The sequence below is a fragment of the Streptomyces sp. L500 genome (genome assembly GCF_054551825.1).
Window position 1 is genome coordinate 112061 of the sequence record NZ_JBTOLC010000010.1, and the last position, 15434, is coordinate 127494.

Annotated in this window: 13 protein-coding genes and 3 pseudogenes; 9 read left to right on the plus strand and 7 right to left on the minus strand. The window is 72.9% G+C overall.

Annotated features, from left to right (window positions below; genetic code table 11):
* Positions 1-9: 9 nt before the first annotated feature.
* Complete coding sequence (locus tag ACX9I7_RS12870; RefSeq protein WP_387574135.1) at positions 10-756, plus strand: dienelactone hydrolase family protein; 747 nt, start codon at positions 10-12, stop codon at positions 754-756.
* 531 nt (positions 757-1287) lie between these two features.
* Here the strand turns inward: ACX9I7_RS12870 and ACX9I7_RS12875 are convergent.
* The 3 genes and pseudogenes from ACX9I7_RS12875 to ACX9I7_RS12885 all read right to left on the minus strand — a co-directional run.
* Positions 1288-1836: pseudogene (locus tag ACX9I7_RS12875) on the minus strand (hypothetical protein); the annotation flags it as partial.
* 17 nt (positions 1837-1853) lie between these two features.
* Positions 1854-3188, minus strand: coding sequence for a Dyp-type peroxidase (locus tag ACX9I7_RS12880; protein ID WP_459387389.1), 1335 nt, complete (start codon positions 3186-3188; stop codon positions 1854-1856).
* A gap of 21 nt (positions 3189-3209) precedes the next feature.
* Positions 3210-3398, minus strand: a complete 189-nt coding sequence (locus ACX9I7_RS12885; RefSeq protein ID WP_459387390.1) for a hypothetical protein — start codon at positions 3396-3398, stop codon at positions 3210-3212.
* Between ACX9I7_RS12885 and ACX9I7_RS12890 the strand changes: the two genes are divergently transcribed.
* On the plus strand, positions 3398-3880 hold the full coding sequence (locus tag ACX9I7_RS12890; protein WP_459387391.1) for a helix-turn-helix transcriptional regulator: 483 nt from the start codon (positions 3398-3400) through the stop codon (positions 3878-3880). The two genes, ACX9I7_RS12885 and ACX9I7_RS12890, sit on opposite strands and share 1 nt — an antisense overlap.
* A gap of 217 nt (positions 3881-4097) precedes the next feature.
* Here the strand turns inward: ACX9I7_RS12890 and ACX9I7_RS12895 are convergent, their stop codons facing one another.
* Entirely contained in the window at positions 4098-4691 is a 594-nt protein-coding gene (locus ACX9I7_RS12895; protein ID WP_459387392.1) for a TetR/AcrR family transcriptional regulator, read from the minus strand.
* A gap of 123 nt (positions 4692-4814) precedes the next feature.
* On the opposite strand from ACX9I7_RS12895, the gene ACX9I7_RS12900 reads away from it, so the two are divergent.
* The 3 genes and pseudogenes from ACX9I7_RS12900 to ACX9I7_RS12910 all read left to right on the plus strand — a co-directional run bounded on the left by ACX9I7_RS12900 (position 4815) and on the right by ACX9I7_RS12910 (position 6582).
* Positions 4815-5924, plus strand: a complete 1110-nt coding sequence (locus ACX9I7_RS12900) for an FAD-dependent oxidoreductase (protein ID WP_459387393.1) — start codon at positions 4815-4817, stop codon at positions 5922-5924.
* An 87-nt stretch (positions 5925-6011) separates the two neighbouring features.
* Positions 6012-6322, plus strand: a pseudogene (locus ACX9I7_RS12905) (SDR family oxidoreductase).
* A gap of 107 nt (positions 6323-6429) precedes the next feature.
* The gene (locus ACX9I7_RS12910; RefSeq protein WP_459387394.1) at positions 6430-6582 is read left to right on the plus strand and encodes a hypothetical protein; all 153 of its coding nucleotides are present in this window, start codon (positions 6430-6432) and stop codon (positions 6580-6582) included.
* A 137-nt stretch (positions 6583-6719) separates the two neighbouring features.
* Here the strand turns inward: ACX9I7_RS12910 and ACX9I7_RS12915 are convergent, their stop codons facing one another.
* The 3 genes from ACX9I7_RS12915 to ACX9I7_RS12925 are packed head-to-tail and all read right to left on the minus strand — an operon-like array spanning position 6720 to position 9509.
* Positions 6720-7904, minus strand: coding sequence for a cytochrome P450 (locus ACX9I7_RS12915; protein WP_459387395.1), 1185 nt, complete (start codon positions 7902-7904; stop codon positions 6720-6722).
* 44 nt (positions 7905-7948) lie between these two features.
* Complete coding sequence (locus ACX9I7_RS12920; RefSeq protein WP_459387396.1) at positions 7949-9310, minus strand: NAD(P)/FAD-dependent oxidoreductase; 1362 nt, start codon at positions 9308-9310, stop codon at positions 7949-7951.
* On the minus strand, positions 9300-9509 hold the full coding sequence (locus ACX9I7_RS12925) for a ferredoxin (RefSeq protein ID WP_302867690.1): 210 nt from the start codon (positions 9507-9509) through the stop codon (positions 9300-9302). The genes ACX9I7_RS12920 and ACX9I7_RS12925 overlap by 11 nt, the downstream gene beginning before the upstream one ends.
* 196 nt (positions 9510-9705) lie before the next feature.
* Here ACX9I7_RS12925 and ACX9I7_RS12930 point away from each other — a divergent pair.
* From ACX9I7_RS12930 to ACX9I7_RS12945, 4 genes and pseudogenes are all read left to right on the plus strand, one after another.
* Positions 9706-10042, plus strand: a pseudogene (locus ACX9I7_RS12930) (TetR/AcrR family transcriptional regulator); the annotation flags it as partial.
* A 463-nt stretch (positions 10043-10505) separates the two neighbouring features.
* Positions 10506-13232: a BREX system ATP-binding domain-containing protein gene (locus ACX9I7_RS12935; protein WP_459387397.1), complete on the plus strand. Its 2727-nt coding sequence runs from the start codon at positions 10506-10508 to the stop codon at positions 13230-13232.
* 123 nt (positions 13233-13355) lie between these two features.
* Complete coding sequence (locus ACX9I7_RS12940; protein ID WP_459387432.1) at positions 13356-14366, plus strand: AraC-like ligand-binding domain-containing protein; 1011 nt, start codon at positions 13356-13358, stop codon at positions 14364-14366.
* Entirely contained in the window at positions 14366-15403 is a 1038-nt protein-coding gene (locus ACX9I7_RS12945) for a helix-turn-helix domain-containing protein (protein WP_459387398.1), read from the plus strand. The genes ACX9I7_RS12940 and ACX9I7_RS12945 overlap by 1 nt, the downstream gene beginning before the upstream one ends.
* Positions 15404-15434 lie beyond the last annotated feature (31 nt).

Consider the following 15434-nt stretch of genomic DNA (forward strand, 5'->3'; position numbering starts at 1 on the left):
TCGAGGCTCATGACGACAGTTACCACGCGCACGATCGAATACGCGGCTGATGGCCTGACGATGATCGGGCATCTTGCGCTCCCGGCCGGTGTCGACCGCCGGCCCGCGGTCCTGGTCGGGCCCGAGGGGATGGGGCTCAGCGACGTCGAGCGCCGACGGGCCGATGCGCTCGCCGAGCTGGGATACGTGGCGCTGGCCTTCGACCTCCACGGCGGGCGCTACTTGGACGCCCCTGAGGAGATGCTGGCTCGTTGCATGCCGCTGCTCGCCGACCCCGACCGGATGCGAGGCATCGGCCACGCGGCGCTCGACGTGCTCCGCTCCGAGCCGCGGACCGATCCGGACCGGATCGCCGCCGTCGGCTACGGCACCGGGGGCGCGATCGCGCTGGAACTCGGGCGCGACGGTGTCGACCTGCGCGCGATCGCGACAGTCAACGGACTGATTACGGGGCGACCGGGCGAGACGGCGCGCATTCACTGCCCGGTGTGGGCCGGGGTCGGGTCGGAAGACCCGATCATGCCGCCCGCGCGACGGGACGCATTCACCGCCGAGATGCAGGCCGCGGGCGTCGACTGGCGCCTCACGGTCTACGGCGGCGCCTTGCACGCCTTCCATCACCCACCGGTCGACCACACCGTGCGCCCCGGGGTCGGCTACCACCCGCGGCACGCGCAGCGAGCCTGGCGGGACGTCGTCGACCTGCTCGCCGAGTGCCTGCCCATAACGGCCACGTCCGGCCCTACGGTGAGGTGAACCTCGGCATGGACACCCGCCTCGACCTCGTCGCGGCCACCGTTCCGGGGCCCCGGGCTGCGGACCACGAGGCCGCGCCATCCACCGAGGAGGACGCATGAACTGCTCGGGCTGCTGACGTTTGACGGTGGACGCCCTCGCTCGACCGGGCATCGCAGCCGACGTGGGCCTTGTCGAGCGGCTCCTGCTCCACGCTGGGCTCCCGCCAGGGGCGGCGTCCGGGGCCTTCCTGTGCCTGCTGAGCCACGTGGCGATGGGGAGGGCTGCCGCGAGGCCGCTGAGGAGGATCGCGGCGAGTGCGCCCAGAACAGCGGGCTGGTCGGCGAAGGCGAGACCGATGGCCGCCAGGGCCGGGCCGGCGTTGCGCACCGAGGCGACGCCGCCCATGGTGGTGCGGCGCATCACCGGGCCGGTGGCCAGCAGGGTTCCCATGGCGAAGGCGAACACCGCGAGCAGGAACCCCGCGAGCAGGGCCAGTGAACCGAAGAGATCGACGACGTCGCGCCAACTGCCGAGCAGCATGCCCGCCAGCACCACCAGGAACGTGATATTGGAGACCGCGGCTGCCGTGGGGTGCCACGCCTGTGCGGTGGGTTGGGCGTAGCGGCGCAGGAGCAGGCCGATGGCGAAGGGGACGAGTTGCAGCAGTGCCACCGTCCGCACCAGCGCGCCGACGTCGAGGGAGACCTTGGCGCCGATGTCGGCGGCGGTGAGGATGGCGTTGACGGTGGGGGCGAAGGTGAGGCTGCCGAGGGAGGCGACCAGGACCTGCATCGCCGCGCCTGCGACGACGTCGCCCTGCTGCACGGTCGCCAGTTTCGCCCCGAAGGGGCCGCCCGGGGAGGAGGCGATCAGGACGAGGGCGATGAAGGCGGCCGAGGGCAGACCGAACAGTGCGCCGATGCCCCAGCCCAGCAACGGGATGACCACCATGTTGGCGATCAGCGCCAGCGACAGCAGGGGGACGTCGGCGAGGACGCCGCGCAGTGCCGGGACGGTGGCGCGCAGGCCGGCGGCGAACATGGTGGCCGCGATGAAGATGACAGTGACCGCGTTGAGGACGAGATGCAGGGTGTCCATGGCGCTTGTCCGTCCGGTCAGTCGTGGAGGTCCCCGAGCCAGCGCAACGCGCTGAGGCTCGGCAGGAAGCAGTACTCGCCTCCACGGGTCACGACGAACCGGGGCAGCGTGGCCAGACGGCGCCGCACGGGCCGTCGGGGGATGGTGTAGCCGGTCTGCCCGTCGGCGGTACCGACGACGGGGTCCTTCACGTTGCCGGCCCCGAAGAAGACGCCGTCGTTCATCCACTCCGACTGGACGAACTCGAACTGCCGGCCCAGGTGGGCGCCGATGAACGCGAACATCAGACCGCGGTCCGCTCCGTCGTCCTCCAGCACGCCTTCGGGCAGTGGCGGGCCGTGGACGGCGCCGCGCCGGATCATGCGGTGCAGCCGGACCTCCCCGGCCACCGAGGCGTCGCGCGGGTTGGCCCGGCGGATGTGGCAGCCACCGGGCGTGGTCAATCCCATCGGATCGTCCTGCTCGTACAGGAAGGTGTTGCGGCGGTGGGGGTCCGCGCCGAGCGTGGGATCGTCGTGCTGCGGGGCGAGCGCCAGAGGGGCCCCGCTGCGGCAGCGGCCCATGATCTTCGCAGCGATCAGCTCCTCGTCCTCGGCCCCGGCGGAGTTGTCCCTCAGATACCGCCTGAACGCGGCGACGTCCTGGTGGAGCTTGCGGAAGACCGCATAGCTGCCGTTGCGCCCGAGCACGGCCGGCTGAGGCAACTGGACACCGCCGATCTCATCGGGGTAGCCGAGGACGAACTCCCCGCTCTTCAGAGGCTCTTCCAGCCTGTTGGACCCTGGGATGCCGCTGCCTTCGATGGCCGGATGGCTGACGCCGTCGAGGTAGCCGAAGTGTTCCTTCTCGGTGGGCAGTGCGTAGCAGTCCTGCCGCCAGATCGCCGTCACGCCGGGCAGGCGCTCGTAGGCGGGGCGGGCGCGGTCGATGGCCTCCTCCAGACGAGGGGGGTCGGGTGCGATCGCCGTGATCACCACATGGACGTCGCGCGTACCGAGGGGTGCTTCCCAGTGCTGCGGGCTGCTGGCGCCCTCGTCGCGCAGCGCTCGGGCGCGGGCCGCCATGCCCTGCCGGAACTCCCAGGCGAACGACCCCAGCGAGGAGCGCGGCACTCCCAGGGCCTCCAGGCCCCCGTAGGTGACGGCGACACTGACCCAGGTGTCCCCCAGGGGGCTGCGGGTGTCGGCGGCCGAGGTCGCCGCCGCGCTCGCCCGCCGCATCAGCTCCCGGCCCTGGGCGCGGTCGTCGATGCGGAAGACGAGGTACGTCGCCGCGTACGGGGTGGGGCGTGGGCTGAGGACCCCGCGCTGGATGTCGTCGAGTTCGAGTGTGACGTGGATGGGTGCGCTCACGTCGGCCTCCCTGCGGCATCGCTACGTGACGAGGTTGCGCCAGAAGTTCCGCAGGCTGTCGTCGGCGCGGAAGAGCGTGCTGAAGATCGTGGAGTCGGCCAGCAGGACGTCTGCCGCGCGGTCGCCGCCGGGGGGCATCCACAGGAACATGTTGAACTCGGTGTTCCCGTCCTCGGTGAACGGATGTCGGCGGCGGACTGCTCGACGCATTGCCCCAAGTCCCGACCCCCTCGGCGGCCGACGACGATCCGCTGCGCGACGTGATCACGCTGCTCTCCCGCGAACTGGTCTGCGGCGAACTCGCCCAGCAGGTCGTCCTGGACCGGCTTCTGGACCTGCTGCTCGTCCTGGCCATCCGCGCCGGCTTCCACCGCAGCGCGACCGCACCGCGCTGGTACCGGGCGGCAGCGGACCCCCGGCTGGGCGCCGCGCTGCAAGCCATGCACGAGAACGCGGCGCACCCATGGACGGCCCCTGAACTCGCCTCGATCAGCGGCCTGTCCCGAGCCGCCTTCGCACGAGCGTTCCGGGACGGGCTCGGCCAGGCTCCCATGCGGTACTTGACCGAATGGCGCATGACCCTCGCCCGCGACCACCTGCGCGCCGACGACCTCAGCCTGGCCCGGATCGCCGACACCGTCGGCTACGGCTCGCCCTTCGCGTTCGCCGCGGCCTTCCGCCGACACTCGTGAGCGGGTTGTTCGGCCCTGCGCTGAGCACTACGGCGGCGAACGGTGTGCCGGATCTGGCGTCGTCGCAGGTAGAAGCGGTTCCGATGGGAGCTGTACGCGTTATCGCCGCGCAGATGGTCAGGGCGGGTCTGCGGGCGCCCGCCTGCCGGACATAGGACACGGATACGGTCCACGACCGGGATCAACTGCGGCGCATCACCCCACTGGCCGGGGGCGATCAGTTGCCCGGATGGGCGGCTGCCCAGCCGTGTTCGAGCAGCGCGAAGACCTCGTCGGCGGCTCGGCGCGGTTCGGGGTGCCGCAGGATGAGGCCGCGGGCCTCAAGGGCGAATCGCGCCAGGGCGGCACAGCTGACGTCGTCCTCGGGAGCGCCTGCAGCCTCGGCGATGGCCCTCGTCAGGGCCGCTTCGTGGCGCGTCCACATGCGGTGGGCGTAGTCGCGCAGCGCGGGGGTCTCCTGAACCAGGCGTGTGAAGTCGGCGAACCGCGGGTCCGCGGCATGGACGGCGAACTGGGTCTGCTTCAGCAGGAGGTGCTCGCGCAACGCCTGCGGGATCGACTGACCCGGGGCGCGCTCGCGCACGGCGGCGACGAGTGCCGCTTCCAGGTCGTCGTCCTGATCGAAGACCAGGGCTTCCTTGCTGGAGAAGTGCTTGAACAGGGTGGTCACCGAGACGTCGGCGACGTCGGCGACGTCTTTGACGCCGACCTGGTCGTAGCCACGCTCGAGGAAGAGCTCAAGTGCGGCCTCGGCCAGGGACTGGCGGGTCTGGGCCTTCTTGCGCTCGCGGCGCCCGGTCGGTTCGGTCACTCGCACACCATACCGTGAAGTGCATCCGCTACGAAAGTTTAGTCATTGCACTTATTTAGCGAGTGTGCTTTCTTGGTGATGCCGGACCTCCCGGCGGCTCACCCACCCCCGAGGGGCATTCCCATGAACCCTGCTCGTGATCCGCGCATCGCGATCGTCGGCGCCGGCCTCGGCGGCCTCACCTGTGCCCGAGTCCTGCAGCAACACGGCCGCTCCGTCACCGTCTTCGAACGCGAGGCATCCGCCGACGCCCGCCCGCAGGGCGGCACTCTCGACATGCATGCCGACACCGGCCAGGCCGCCCTGCGTTCGGCGGGGCTCCTCGACCGATTCCACGCCCTCGCCCGCCCCGAAGGAGATGAGTGGCGCGTGCTCGACTTCGCCACCGCCGCCCTCTTGGCGCAGGAGGGGCCTTCCGCCGTCGGCGGCCGACCGGAGATCGACCGAGGCCAACTGCGCGGTCTGCTCCTGGACTCGCTCACCAAGGGCACGGTGCGGTGGGACCGCGCCGTCAGTGGGGTCACCCCATTGGCCGACGGCACCTGCCGGCTGTTCTTCGGTGACGGCACCGCCGAGGACTTCGATCTGGTGGTCGGTGCCGACGGTGCCTGGTCACGCGTCCGCCCGGCCCTGTCGCACGCGGCACCCGGCTACACCGGTGTCACCTTCGTCGAGACCGGATTCGACGACTGCGACACCCGCCATCCCGACCTCGCCCGGCTGGTCGGCAACGGATCGATGCTGGCGAAGGGCGTCGGCAGGTCCTTGGTCGCCCAGCGCAACAGCAACGGCCACATCCGCGCCTACATCGCGCTCCGCGCGCCCGAGGACTGGTACGTGGCCGCCGGTATCGACCTCGGCGACCAGCGGGCCGTGCGGACGCACCTGCTGAAGGTGTTCGACGGCTGGGACGAGAGCCTGCGCTACATCCTGCGGAACGGCGACAGCGGGTTCATCAACCGGTCCCTGTCCGTCCTGCCCGCCCCGCACACCTGGGAACACGTTCCCGGCGTCACGCTGCTCGGCGATGCCGCGCACCTGATGCCCCCGGTAGGGCTGGGCGCCAATCTCGCCATGCTCGACGGCTCCGACCTCGCCCACGCCCTCGTTACCGAATCCAGTGTCGGCGAGGCGGTCCGCGCCTACGAGAGCATCATGCTGCCGCGCTCGATCGAGGCCGCGACGGGCAGTGCGCAGGGACTCGACCACCTCGTTCCCGCGACGGCCTCCTGAGCGGACTCCGCCACCCCCTGGCCCTGCGGCCGCCCCCGCGTCGAAGAGCCGGCGGCACCCGTACCGCCCCCCTCCGGCCCCGTGCACGTGCTGCTGACGGGCGCGACCGGGTTCCTCGGGGCCTTCCTGCTGAGGGAACTCCTCGACCGTACGGGGGCCACCGTCTGGTGCGTGGTGAGGGCCGCCACGCCAGAGCAGGCCGACGAGTGCGTACGCCGGTCACTCACCGCTTATCGGCTGTGGGGCCCGGCCCTCGCCCGCACGTCCGCGCCGTCCCCGGAGACCTGGACCAGCCCCGGCTCGGCCTGTCCCCGGAGACCTACGACACGCCGGCCCGCACGGTCGAGATCGTCTATCGCGACGGCGCCCGCGTGAACCACCCCGAAGTGAGCCGGTGAGGAACTCGTCCGGCTCGCCCACGAACGCGGCCCTCCGCCCGGCATCCCGGGCCGGGCCCACCTGGCCCAGGACCCGCCCCGCGCATGACCCCGCAGGGCCCGCGGGTATGTCCGCCGGGGACGAGGTGCGCCTGCGCTGGGACACCGGAGTCCTGCGCACCTCACTGGTCGACACCCGGCTCGTCACTCCCTCCGTGGTGGGGGCGAGCACCGTCTTCCATCTCCCCTGGTCCGCGCCCGGCACGATCCGGTTCGGCTAGGCCGTCGGTCGTGCCGACGGCCGGTGGAGCCTCTCCGAGCACGTGACCGTCACCGGCACGGAATGAGCCCGGGGTGGAGGTCTCGTGCCCGGAACCGAGTGTGCCGGCTGTCGCCCGGTGTGGTGGTTGCCGTGGCCTCATAGTTGGACGGGCAGGTGGCGGGGGCCGCGGAGCATGGCGTTCTGGCGGTAGGGGGGCGGGTCCTGGACCAGGCGGGCCGTGCCGAGGTGGGGGATCAGCGCGCCGAGTGCGGCCTGGGCTTCGATGCGGGCGAGGGGGGCGCCGTAGCACAGGTGGATGCCGCTGCCGAAGCCGAGGTGCTGGTTGTCCGGGCGGGTGGGGTCGAACCTGTCGGGCTCGGGGAACCGCATGGGGTCGCGGTTGCCCGAGGCCAGTACCAGTACGACGGACGCGCCCGCGGGGATCGCGGTGCCGGCGACGTCGATGTCGGCGAGGGGGATGCGCTCGCGCATGTGGACCGGGGGTTCGTAGCGCAGCAGTTCCTCCACCGCTCGTGGCAGCAGGTCGGGCTCGCGGCGCAGGCGGTCCAGCTGCTCGGGGTGGCGCAGCAGGGTGAGCACGCCGTTGGTGATCAGGTTGACCGTGGTCTCGTGCCCCGCGATGAACAGCAGGATCGCGGTCTCCGCGAGCTCCTCCCGGGTGAGCCGCAGGGCGGGATCCGGCTCGTTGACGAAGGCGGAGAGCATGTCGTCGGTCGGGTGGTCACGACGCCGCTCGGCGAGGTCCAGCAGATAGCGGCCCATCTCGATCCGCGCCTGATCGCCCGCCCGGGTCCGCTCGGTGGCGTCTTCGCCCGGCCTCACGTCGGCGGATGTGACCAGGGCATCGGACCATTCCCGGAGCAGCGGCTCGTCCTCGCGCGGTACGCCGAGGAGCCGGCAGATCACCGTGACGGGCAGGGGGTAGGCGAAGTCGTCGACGATGTCGATCTGCCGGCCCGTCTGGACGGTCTCCGCCAGCTCCTTGGTGATCCGGGCGATCTCGTCGCGCATGGCATCGACCCGGCCCGGGCTGTGCGGTGGGCCGAACGGCCGCATGGCCAGGGTGCGCAGCCTGTGGTGCTCGGGGTCGTCGAGCCGCAGGAACGGCAGGTGCGGTGCCGCATCTCCACGGCTGCGGGGATCGGCACTCATACGAGGGTCGTGGAGCAGGGCGGCGATCTCGTGGTAGGTGCCGATCAGGTGGCTGCCGTCCGTCTGCCGCACCACGGGACCGGCCTCGCGGAGTTCCGCGTACAGCGGGTAGGGGTCGGGGCGGCTGGCGTAGTCGGTGATCCGTGCCAGCAAGGTGTCGGAGGCCATGGTGGCTCCTCGTCGTCGGGCGGGACGCGGTCGGTGGGCGGGCTCTACACCACGGTCAGCCGGCGATCCGGCAGATAGCCGGTGAGCGCCACGGTGGGGCCGTGGGTGAGCCCCTTCGGGTCCGGCACGTCGGAGGGAATCGTGACGTCGGCCGCGATCGCGCGGTCCGCCGCGCCGGGTGGGGGCGGGAACGGAGCGGCGGTCTCGATCAGGTGCCGGTAGTAGCCGAGCGACTTGGCCATGTCGACGGTGACGGCGGCCGTGACCCGCCCTTGGTAGCCGTAGACCATCGCCAGGCGGCGCGCCTCCAATGAGCCCTGGGCGATCACCACCTGGTCGGAGAAGGCGGGCACGCCCACCGACTTGATGTTGAGCCCGAACTGGTTCGACCAGAACTCGGGGACGGCGAGGTGCGGGCGCCGCAGGGGCCCGGGGCTGACCATGTTGTGGGCCGCCACCTCGGCCTGCGCGACCGCGTTGCCCCAGTGCTCCAAGGAGAGCATCTGATACCCGAACAGCGGATGGGGGAAGCGGGAGACGTCGCCGGCCACGAAGACGTCGTCGGTGACGATCCCGTACATGTTGAAGGCCCGGCAGCCGGCGTCGCAGGCGATGCCGCGCGGGCCCGCCGCCAGTCCGGAATCCGCCAGCCACTCCACGTTGCGGACCGCTCCCAGCGCCACGACGCACACGTCCGCGTCGACGCGGCTGCCGTCGGACAGGTCCGCGCCGTCGAAGCGGCCGTTCCCGTCCCCGCGCAGGGCGGTGACCGTCACCCCGCAGCGCAGGTCCACCCCGTGGTTGCGCTGCATGACGGCCGCGAGTTTCGACAGGGTGCCGCCCAGCGCGCCCACCAGGGGTGCGGGGCCGCGCTCGGCGACCGTGACCTCCAGCCCCCGTTCCCGGCAGACCGAGGCGATCTCCGAGCCGGTGAAGCCGCCACCGATCACCAGCACCCGCCGCGGCCCGGCGGCCAGCCGTTCCGCCAGCCCTCCGGCGTCGTCACGGGTGCGCAGGGTGAACACCCCGTCCAGGGCGGCTTCCTTCGGGTCGGGCCAAGGCCGCGCGCGGGTCCCGGTGGCGATCAGCAGCCGGTCGAACGGCAGCGACTCGCCGGTGTCCAGCGCCACCCGTTTCGCGAGCGGGTCCAGGCCCGTGGCGCGTACGCCCAGCCGCCAGTCGGCGTCCGGGTCCCGCCGCATCGGCAGCTCGGTGGTGTCCGCCGCCGCATGGCCGAGGAGCACCTGTTTGGACAGTGGCGGCCGGTCGTAGGGTGGATGGGGCTCGTCCCCGACCACGGTCAGCGAGCCGGTGAAGCCCTCCTCGCGCAATGCCTCCGCGGCCCTCAGCCCGGCCAGCGACGCGCCGACGATGACGAAGCGGCCGTCCTTGAGGTCACCGGGCACCGGCGTTCACCTCCTCACCGAGGAGGATCGCCTGGACCGGGCACGCCGCAGCGGCCTGGCGCACGCGCTCGACCTGGTCGTCGGGGACGGCCGGGGTGTACAGCAGCCCCTCCTCCCCGTGCAGCTGGAACACCTCCGGTGCGAGGAACACGCACTGCGCGTAGCCCTGGCAGCGCGTGAGGTCCACAACGGTCCGCATCCTCACCACTTCCTCCCTCGCCTCACCCCCTCGTTTCCAGCATGGAGGGAATCGCGGCCGCCCGCACGACCACGTCGACCGCTGCATTACCCGCGACCACGCTGCTGATCGCTTCCGCACCGGGCGTGTCATCTCCTGGACACCCGTCCAAGCGTTCTGGACACCTGTCCATGAGATGTGAGGGGTGGATACGCCGATGGAGACCGCCCTGCGCGAAGACCCCCGAGCGGCGCGGACCCGGGCCAAGCTGCGCCGGGCCCTGCTGGAGGAGTGTGTCGGCCACCCGCTGGCGCAGGTCAGCGTCGCCGCGCTGGTGCGCAGGGCCGAGGTCGGCCGCGCCACGTTCTACCTCCACTACGCCCTACCTCCACTACGCCGGCCTGGAAGCACTCGCCGTCGACATCTGCGCCGACATCGTCCGCGAGGCCGTGGACGCCCTGCACGCCTGGCGCGGCACGCCCGACCCCGCGACCCCGCCGCCCGCCCTGCTCGACTTCTTCGACGATCTCGCCCTGCATGCCGGGCTCTACCGGGGCTCGCGAAGCTGCCGTGCAATCCACCGCTGTACCTGTAGGCGGTCCCGAAAGAAGCTGACCGCAGGGCGTCAGCGCAGTGCGGCCTCGCCCGCGTGGACGGCCCCCAGCGGAGCACCGGCCTGGGAGCCCCCAGTGATACGGGATCGTGCCTTGGGCTCCGAACGGTTCAGGCCAGGGCTTGCCTACAGCTTCCCGCGAGCGGCCGGGCGTCGCCGGGCCGTCGTCGTGCGGGGAACGCGGCGATGACGAGGTGAGGTGTGCGCTGGGGGTGGCCTTGGGGCTGTCACCTTCTGTGTCCATGGGGGACCAACCGCGAAAGCACGCACGGCACCGTACGTCGCCACCCCGTCCGTGTTGCCCTACGTGTTCGGAGCCATACCCGGCGTGGCACTGGTGTTCTGACGGGCAGTAATCTTAGGCGCCCGGGGAGCGGGCCGGTCGGCCCGAGAGGGGACGAGGGGTGGCGGAGGACGGGCAGGTTCCGGTGCTGGTCGGGCGGCGGCGGGAGACGGAGCTGCTGGCCGCGGCGCTGGTCCAGGCGGTGGACGGCGCGAGCGGCTCCACGGTGCTGCTGCGCGGTGACGCCGGGGTCGGCAAAAGCACGCTGCTGGCCTGGGCGGAACGCGCGGCCCGCGAGCGCGGATTCGCCGTCCTGCGCGCGGTCGGCACGGAGGCGGAGACGGATCTCGCGTTCGGAGCCCTCCACCAAGCGTTCTGGGCGCAGCTCTCGCGGTCCGGCACCCTGTCCGCGCACCAGCGGGACGCCCTGGAGAGCGCGCTCGGCGTCCGCTCCGGGACTCCCAGCGGCTTCGCCGTCGGCACCGCAGCCCTGGCGCTGCTGGAGGAGGCGGTACGCACCGCACCCGTGCTGCTGCTCCTGGACGACCTGCACTGGATCGACTCGTCGAGCGCGACCGTCTTCGCCTTCCTTCACCGGCGCTGTGCCGAACTGCCGGTGGTGATCGTCGGCGCGACCCGCCCTGACGGGCCGGCCGCTCAGACGTGGTCGGCCGAGGCCGTCGACGTGCGGGCCCTGCCCCGGACGGACGCGGCCCTGCTGCTGGGCCACCGCTACCCCGAACTCGCGGCGCCCGCCAGGGACCGGGTCCTGGCCGAGGCGGCCGGGAACCCCCTGGCGCTGGTGGAACTGCCGCGCCAACTCGCGGCCGGCCAGCAGCGGGGAACCGCTCCACTGCCGGAGCGGCTGCCCCTGGGACGGAAGCTGGAGCGGATGTTCGCCGAGCGGTTGGGAGAGGTGACACCGGAGGTCGGCCGCCTCCTCCTGCTCGGAGCGCTGGCCACCGGCCCGGACTTCAGCGACGGCGGCTGGCTGCGCGCCGTCGCGGACGACAACGCGCGGGAGGCCCTGGAACGCGTCGAGGCCGACGGACTGGCCCGACTCGACCCGGCCGGACACCTGGTGTTCCGGCACCCCCTGGTCCGCACCGCCGTCGTCTCCGCGGCCTCCGACACCGCACGCCGCGAGGCCCACCGCGCCCTGTCCGAAGCCCTCGCGCCGGACGACCCCCGGCGGCTGGTCCACGAGGCGGCCGCCGCGCTGCTGCCCGACGAGGAACTCGCACACCGCCTCCAGGAGGCCGGCCGCGACCTCACCCGCCGCGGCGGGGACGCGGAGGGCGCGCTCCTGCTCGAACGCGCCGCCGCCCTCAGCCCCAGCTCCTGCGACCGCGCCCGAAGACTCACCTGGGCGGCGGTGATGTCGGCCCACGGCGGGCAACTGCGCCACACCGCCGCCCTGGTGGAGGAGCTGAAGGCCAGCACGGTCCCGCAGGACGTCGCCCCGCTGTTCGCGTACGCGGTGGTCTACGCCGACCAGAGCCACCACGTCGACTTCGAGTCCTCCGCCGCGCTGCTGCCCACGGCCCTCGACACGCTGACCGCACCGGGCGCCGACACCTTCGGCGGGCTGGTCGAACAGGCCTACTTCAAACTGCTCCTGGCCGCGAGCTACACGGACGACCCCTGGGCCTGGCGGGCCCTGGAACGGCACCGCGAGAAGGTCTCCGAGGCGGGCCGGCTGTGTCTGCGGGCCTGGTCCGACCCGGGCCCGGACACGGCCACCGCGCTCCGGGAGGTGGCCGGGCGACTGACCGAGGAACAGGAGGCCGGCGCGGCCTGGCTCCTGCTGTGGACCGCCTCCGCGCTCGACTGCCCCGAGGGCGACCTGTGGCAGCGCTTCACCGGGCCGCACGGCTACGCCACCCAGGGCTCGGTCGCGAAGGCCAAGTGCCACCAGGACTTCCTGCTCGGACACTGGGACCAGGCGGCCGTCTGCCTGCGCGAGGCCGAGATCGCGGAAGAACTCGGCTACCACACCAACGCCTTGATGTTCCGCCAGTACTACGCCCACTTCCTGGCCGGCCGGGGTGACGAGGCCGGATTACGGGAGCTCGAACAGGAGATCAGGCCGACCGCCACCCGCGCCCGGATGCGGTACGTCCTCGACCGCCTGACCCACCTGCGCGGCCTGGCCGCGCTCGCCCACCAGCGCTACGAGGAGGCGTACGCGCACTTCTGCGAGATCACCCCGCCCGGGCGGCTGCCGGGCGGCCCGCCCTGGCACCACGCGCTGGTCTTCGACCTGGTGACGGCCGCCGTGCACACCGGCCGCCACGAGGAGGCACGGGCCCACCTCGCGGCCGGGCGCACGGCACGCTCCGCGGAGATCTCCGGCCGGCACGCCTTCCTGTACGCGGCCGCCACCGCCCTGGCCGCCACGGAAGACGAAGCCGACGACGCCTACCGTGCCGCGTACGCCGTCCCGGGCGCCGAGCGGTGGGCGTTCGACCTCGCCCGGCTGCGGCTCGCCCACGGCTCGTGGCTGCGCCGCCGCCACCGGACCGGAGCCCGGGAGCCGCTGCGCGCGGCCCACCACACCTTCCGCCGCCTCCAGGCCGTCCCCTGGGCCCGGCGCTGCGAGGAGGAACTGCGGGCCGCCGGCGAGTCCGTGACCCTGCCGCCGGACGGACCGGCCGAGGGACCGTCCGGCCTGACCGGCCAGGAACTGCGCATCGCCCGGCTGGCCGCGACCGGTCTGACCAACAAGGAGATCGGCCGGCGGCTCCAGCTGTCGCCCCGCACCGTCGGGGCCCACCTCTACAAGGTCTTCCCCAAGCTCGGCATCACCTCGCGCGCCGCCCTCGCCCACGCCCTCGACGGCACCTGAACCGCCGCGACGCCCGCCGCCCGCCGTCCGAAGGCGACAGCCAGTCAGATGACCTAACGACCCACCGCGCCCGAGCCCCAGGCTGAACGCGCGGGGCTTCGGTGGAAGGACGGTCAAATGGGCATGCGGGTGACGACCACATCGGTCGCGGACGAGTCGGTCGCGGACGACGAGAAGGCGGGCTTCCGGAGCGGGGCGGTGTCACGGACGCCGGTACCGGTCGAGGTACGCCCGCTCACCGGCCGGCCGTTCCACGGGCTGGTGGAGTCGCACCGGCTCGGGTACGTGCGGATCTCCACGCTGAAGGCGGACGCCGCCCGGTTCTCACGCACGGCCGCGCTGATCGCCCGGGAGCCGCTGGGCGAACCGCAGGTCGGCGTCGGGGTCCAGGTGTCGGGCCGGGCCGTCCTGGAGCAGGACGGGCGCCGCGCGGAGGTGCCGCCGGGCGGGCTCGCCCTGTACGACACGGCGCGCCCGTACGACGTCGACTGCCCGGAGCGATTCCGCACCCACCTGTTCCACCTGCCGCGCCGGCTGCTCGGCGTGCCGGAACGCGACGTGCGGCACGCGTCGGCGACGGCCGTCGGCCCCGAGGAGGGGTGCGGACCGGTGCTCCTGCCGTTCCTCGATGTCCTGGCCGCTTCCGCGCACTCCTACCCGGCCCCGGTCGGCGACCGGCTGGCCGGCAGCGTCGCGGACCTGTTCAGCGCGCTGATCGCCCAGCTGTGCCTCGCCCGGGCGGCGCACGAGCCGGGCACCCCGAACGAGCACCTGGTCCACAGGGTGCGGGAGTACATCGGCCGCCACCTGGGCGATCCGGAACTGTCGCCCGAGCGGATCGCACGTGCCCACCACATCTCCGTGCGCTACCTGCACCGGCTGTTCGAGGGCGAGGGGGTGACGGTGAGCCGGCTGATCCAGCGGCTCCGGCTGGACGCGTGCGCCCGCGAGCTGGCCCGGCGCGGCCGCACCGCGCCGACGGTGTCGGCCGTCGCCCAGCGGTGGGGCTTCGCCGATCCGGCGCACTTCAGCCGCGCCTTCCGCGCCGTGTACGGCGTCCCGCCGCGTGAGTGGCGCTCGCTCCGGAACGACGACGCCGGCCGGTCCGGTCGACAGCCGTTCGAGGAGCGTTGATGTCCGTCGTCCTCGACACCGCCGAGGTGCCGTCCGCCGACCGCGCCGCGTACTGGCACGAAGCCGTCTCCCACACCTTCATCCCGCTGGACGTGGCCCTGCTGGAAAGCGCGCCCGCCCCCGCGACGATCACCAGCCACCGGCTGGGCGCGTTACAGGTCTCTTTGGTGCGGGCCGGCCCGCAGCGGGTCGAGCGTGGCGCGGGCCTGATCGCCCGCGGCGGGGAGGACCATCTCACGCTGGCGCTCCAGCACCGCGGTACCGCCCGGCTGGTCCAGGACGGCCACCGGGTGGAGCTGCGGCCGGGTACCTTCGCGATCTCCGACGCCGGGCGGCCGTTCGCCAAGGAGCTGCCGGAGCCCTTCTTCTTCACGGCCTTCCACTGGCCGCGGTCGGCCGTGGGGGTCTCCGAGGAGGACCTGCGGGTGCTCACCGCGACGGCCTTCGACACGGGCGATGACACGGGTGACGCCACCGCCCGGCTGGTGGCCGCCTACCTGGGGTGCCTCTCCCGGTCGGTCGGCTCGATGGAGCCGCGACAGGCTTCCCGGCTCGCCACCACGGCGCTCGACCTGCTCGCGGCGCTCGCTCACGAGCGCCGCGGCCGGTCCGTCCCGGAGGCACCCGAGGCCGCCCTGGCGACCCTGGCCCGGGTCAAGGACCACATCCTGCGCCACCTCGGGGACCCGGACCTCTCGCCGGAGCGGATCGCCGCGGCCCACCATGTGTCGGTGCGGTACCTGCACAAGCTCTTCCGCTTCGAGGGGATGACGGTGGCCCGCTGGATCCAGCGCCAGCGGCTGGACGTGTGCCGCCGCGACCTCGCCCGCCCGGCGGCGGGCCGGGCGACCGTCGCGGCGGTCGCGGGCCGCTGGGGGTTCGTGAGCGCCAGTCACTTCAGCCGGGCGTTCCGTGCCGCGTACGGGGTCTCTCCTCGTGAGTGGCAGGCCTGTGCCGGAACGGGCCCGACGCCGGGCGCCGTACGGCTGCCGCTACCGGCCGCCGTACCGGGTTCGGGGTACGGCGTCGCGGTGTGAGCGCGGCGGCGGGCCGTCGAGCACGACGGCC

Bases quoted from the DNA above. Each gene is read 5' to 3' on its own strand.
- ACX9I7_RS12940 (WP_459387432.1), top strand. From the start codon at position 13,356: ATGCGGGTGACGACCACATCGGTCGCGGACGAGTCGGTCGCGGACGAC.
- ACX9I7_RS12900 (WP_459387393.1), top strand. From the start codon at position 4,815: ATGAACCCTGCTCGTGATCCGCGCATCGCGATCGTCGGCGCCGGCCTC.
- ACX9I7_RS12910 (WP_459387394.1), top strand. From the start codon at position 6,430: ATGTCCGCCGGGGACGAGGTGCGCCTGCGCTGGGACACCGGAGTCCTG.
- ACX9I7_RS12885 (WP_459387390.1), bottom strand. From the start codon at position 3,398: ATGCGTCGAGCAGTCCGCCGCCGACATCCGTTCACCGAGGACGGGAAC.
- ACX9I7_RS12870 (WP_387574135.1), top strand. From the start codon at position 10: ATGACGACAGTTACCACGCGCACGATCGAATACGCGGCTGATGGCCTG.
- ACX9I7_RS12925 (WP_302867690.1), bottom strand. From the start codon at position 9,509: ATGCGGACCGTTGTGGACCTCACGCGCTGCCAGGGCTACGCGCAGTGC.
- ACX9I7_RS12915 (WP_459387395.1), bottom strand. From the start codon at position 7,904: ATGGCCTCCGACACCTTGCTGGCACGGATCACCGACTACGCCAGCCGC.
- ACX9I7_RS12945 (WP_459387398.1), top strand. From the start codon at position 14,366: ATGTCCGTCGTCCTCGACACCGCCGAGGTGCCGTCCGCCGACCGCGCC.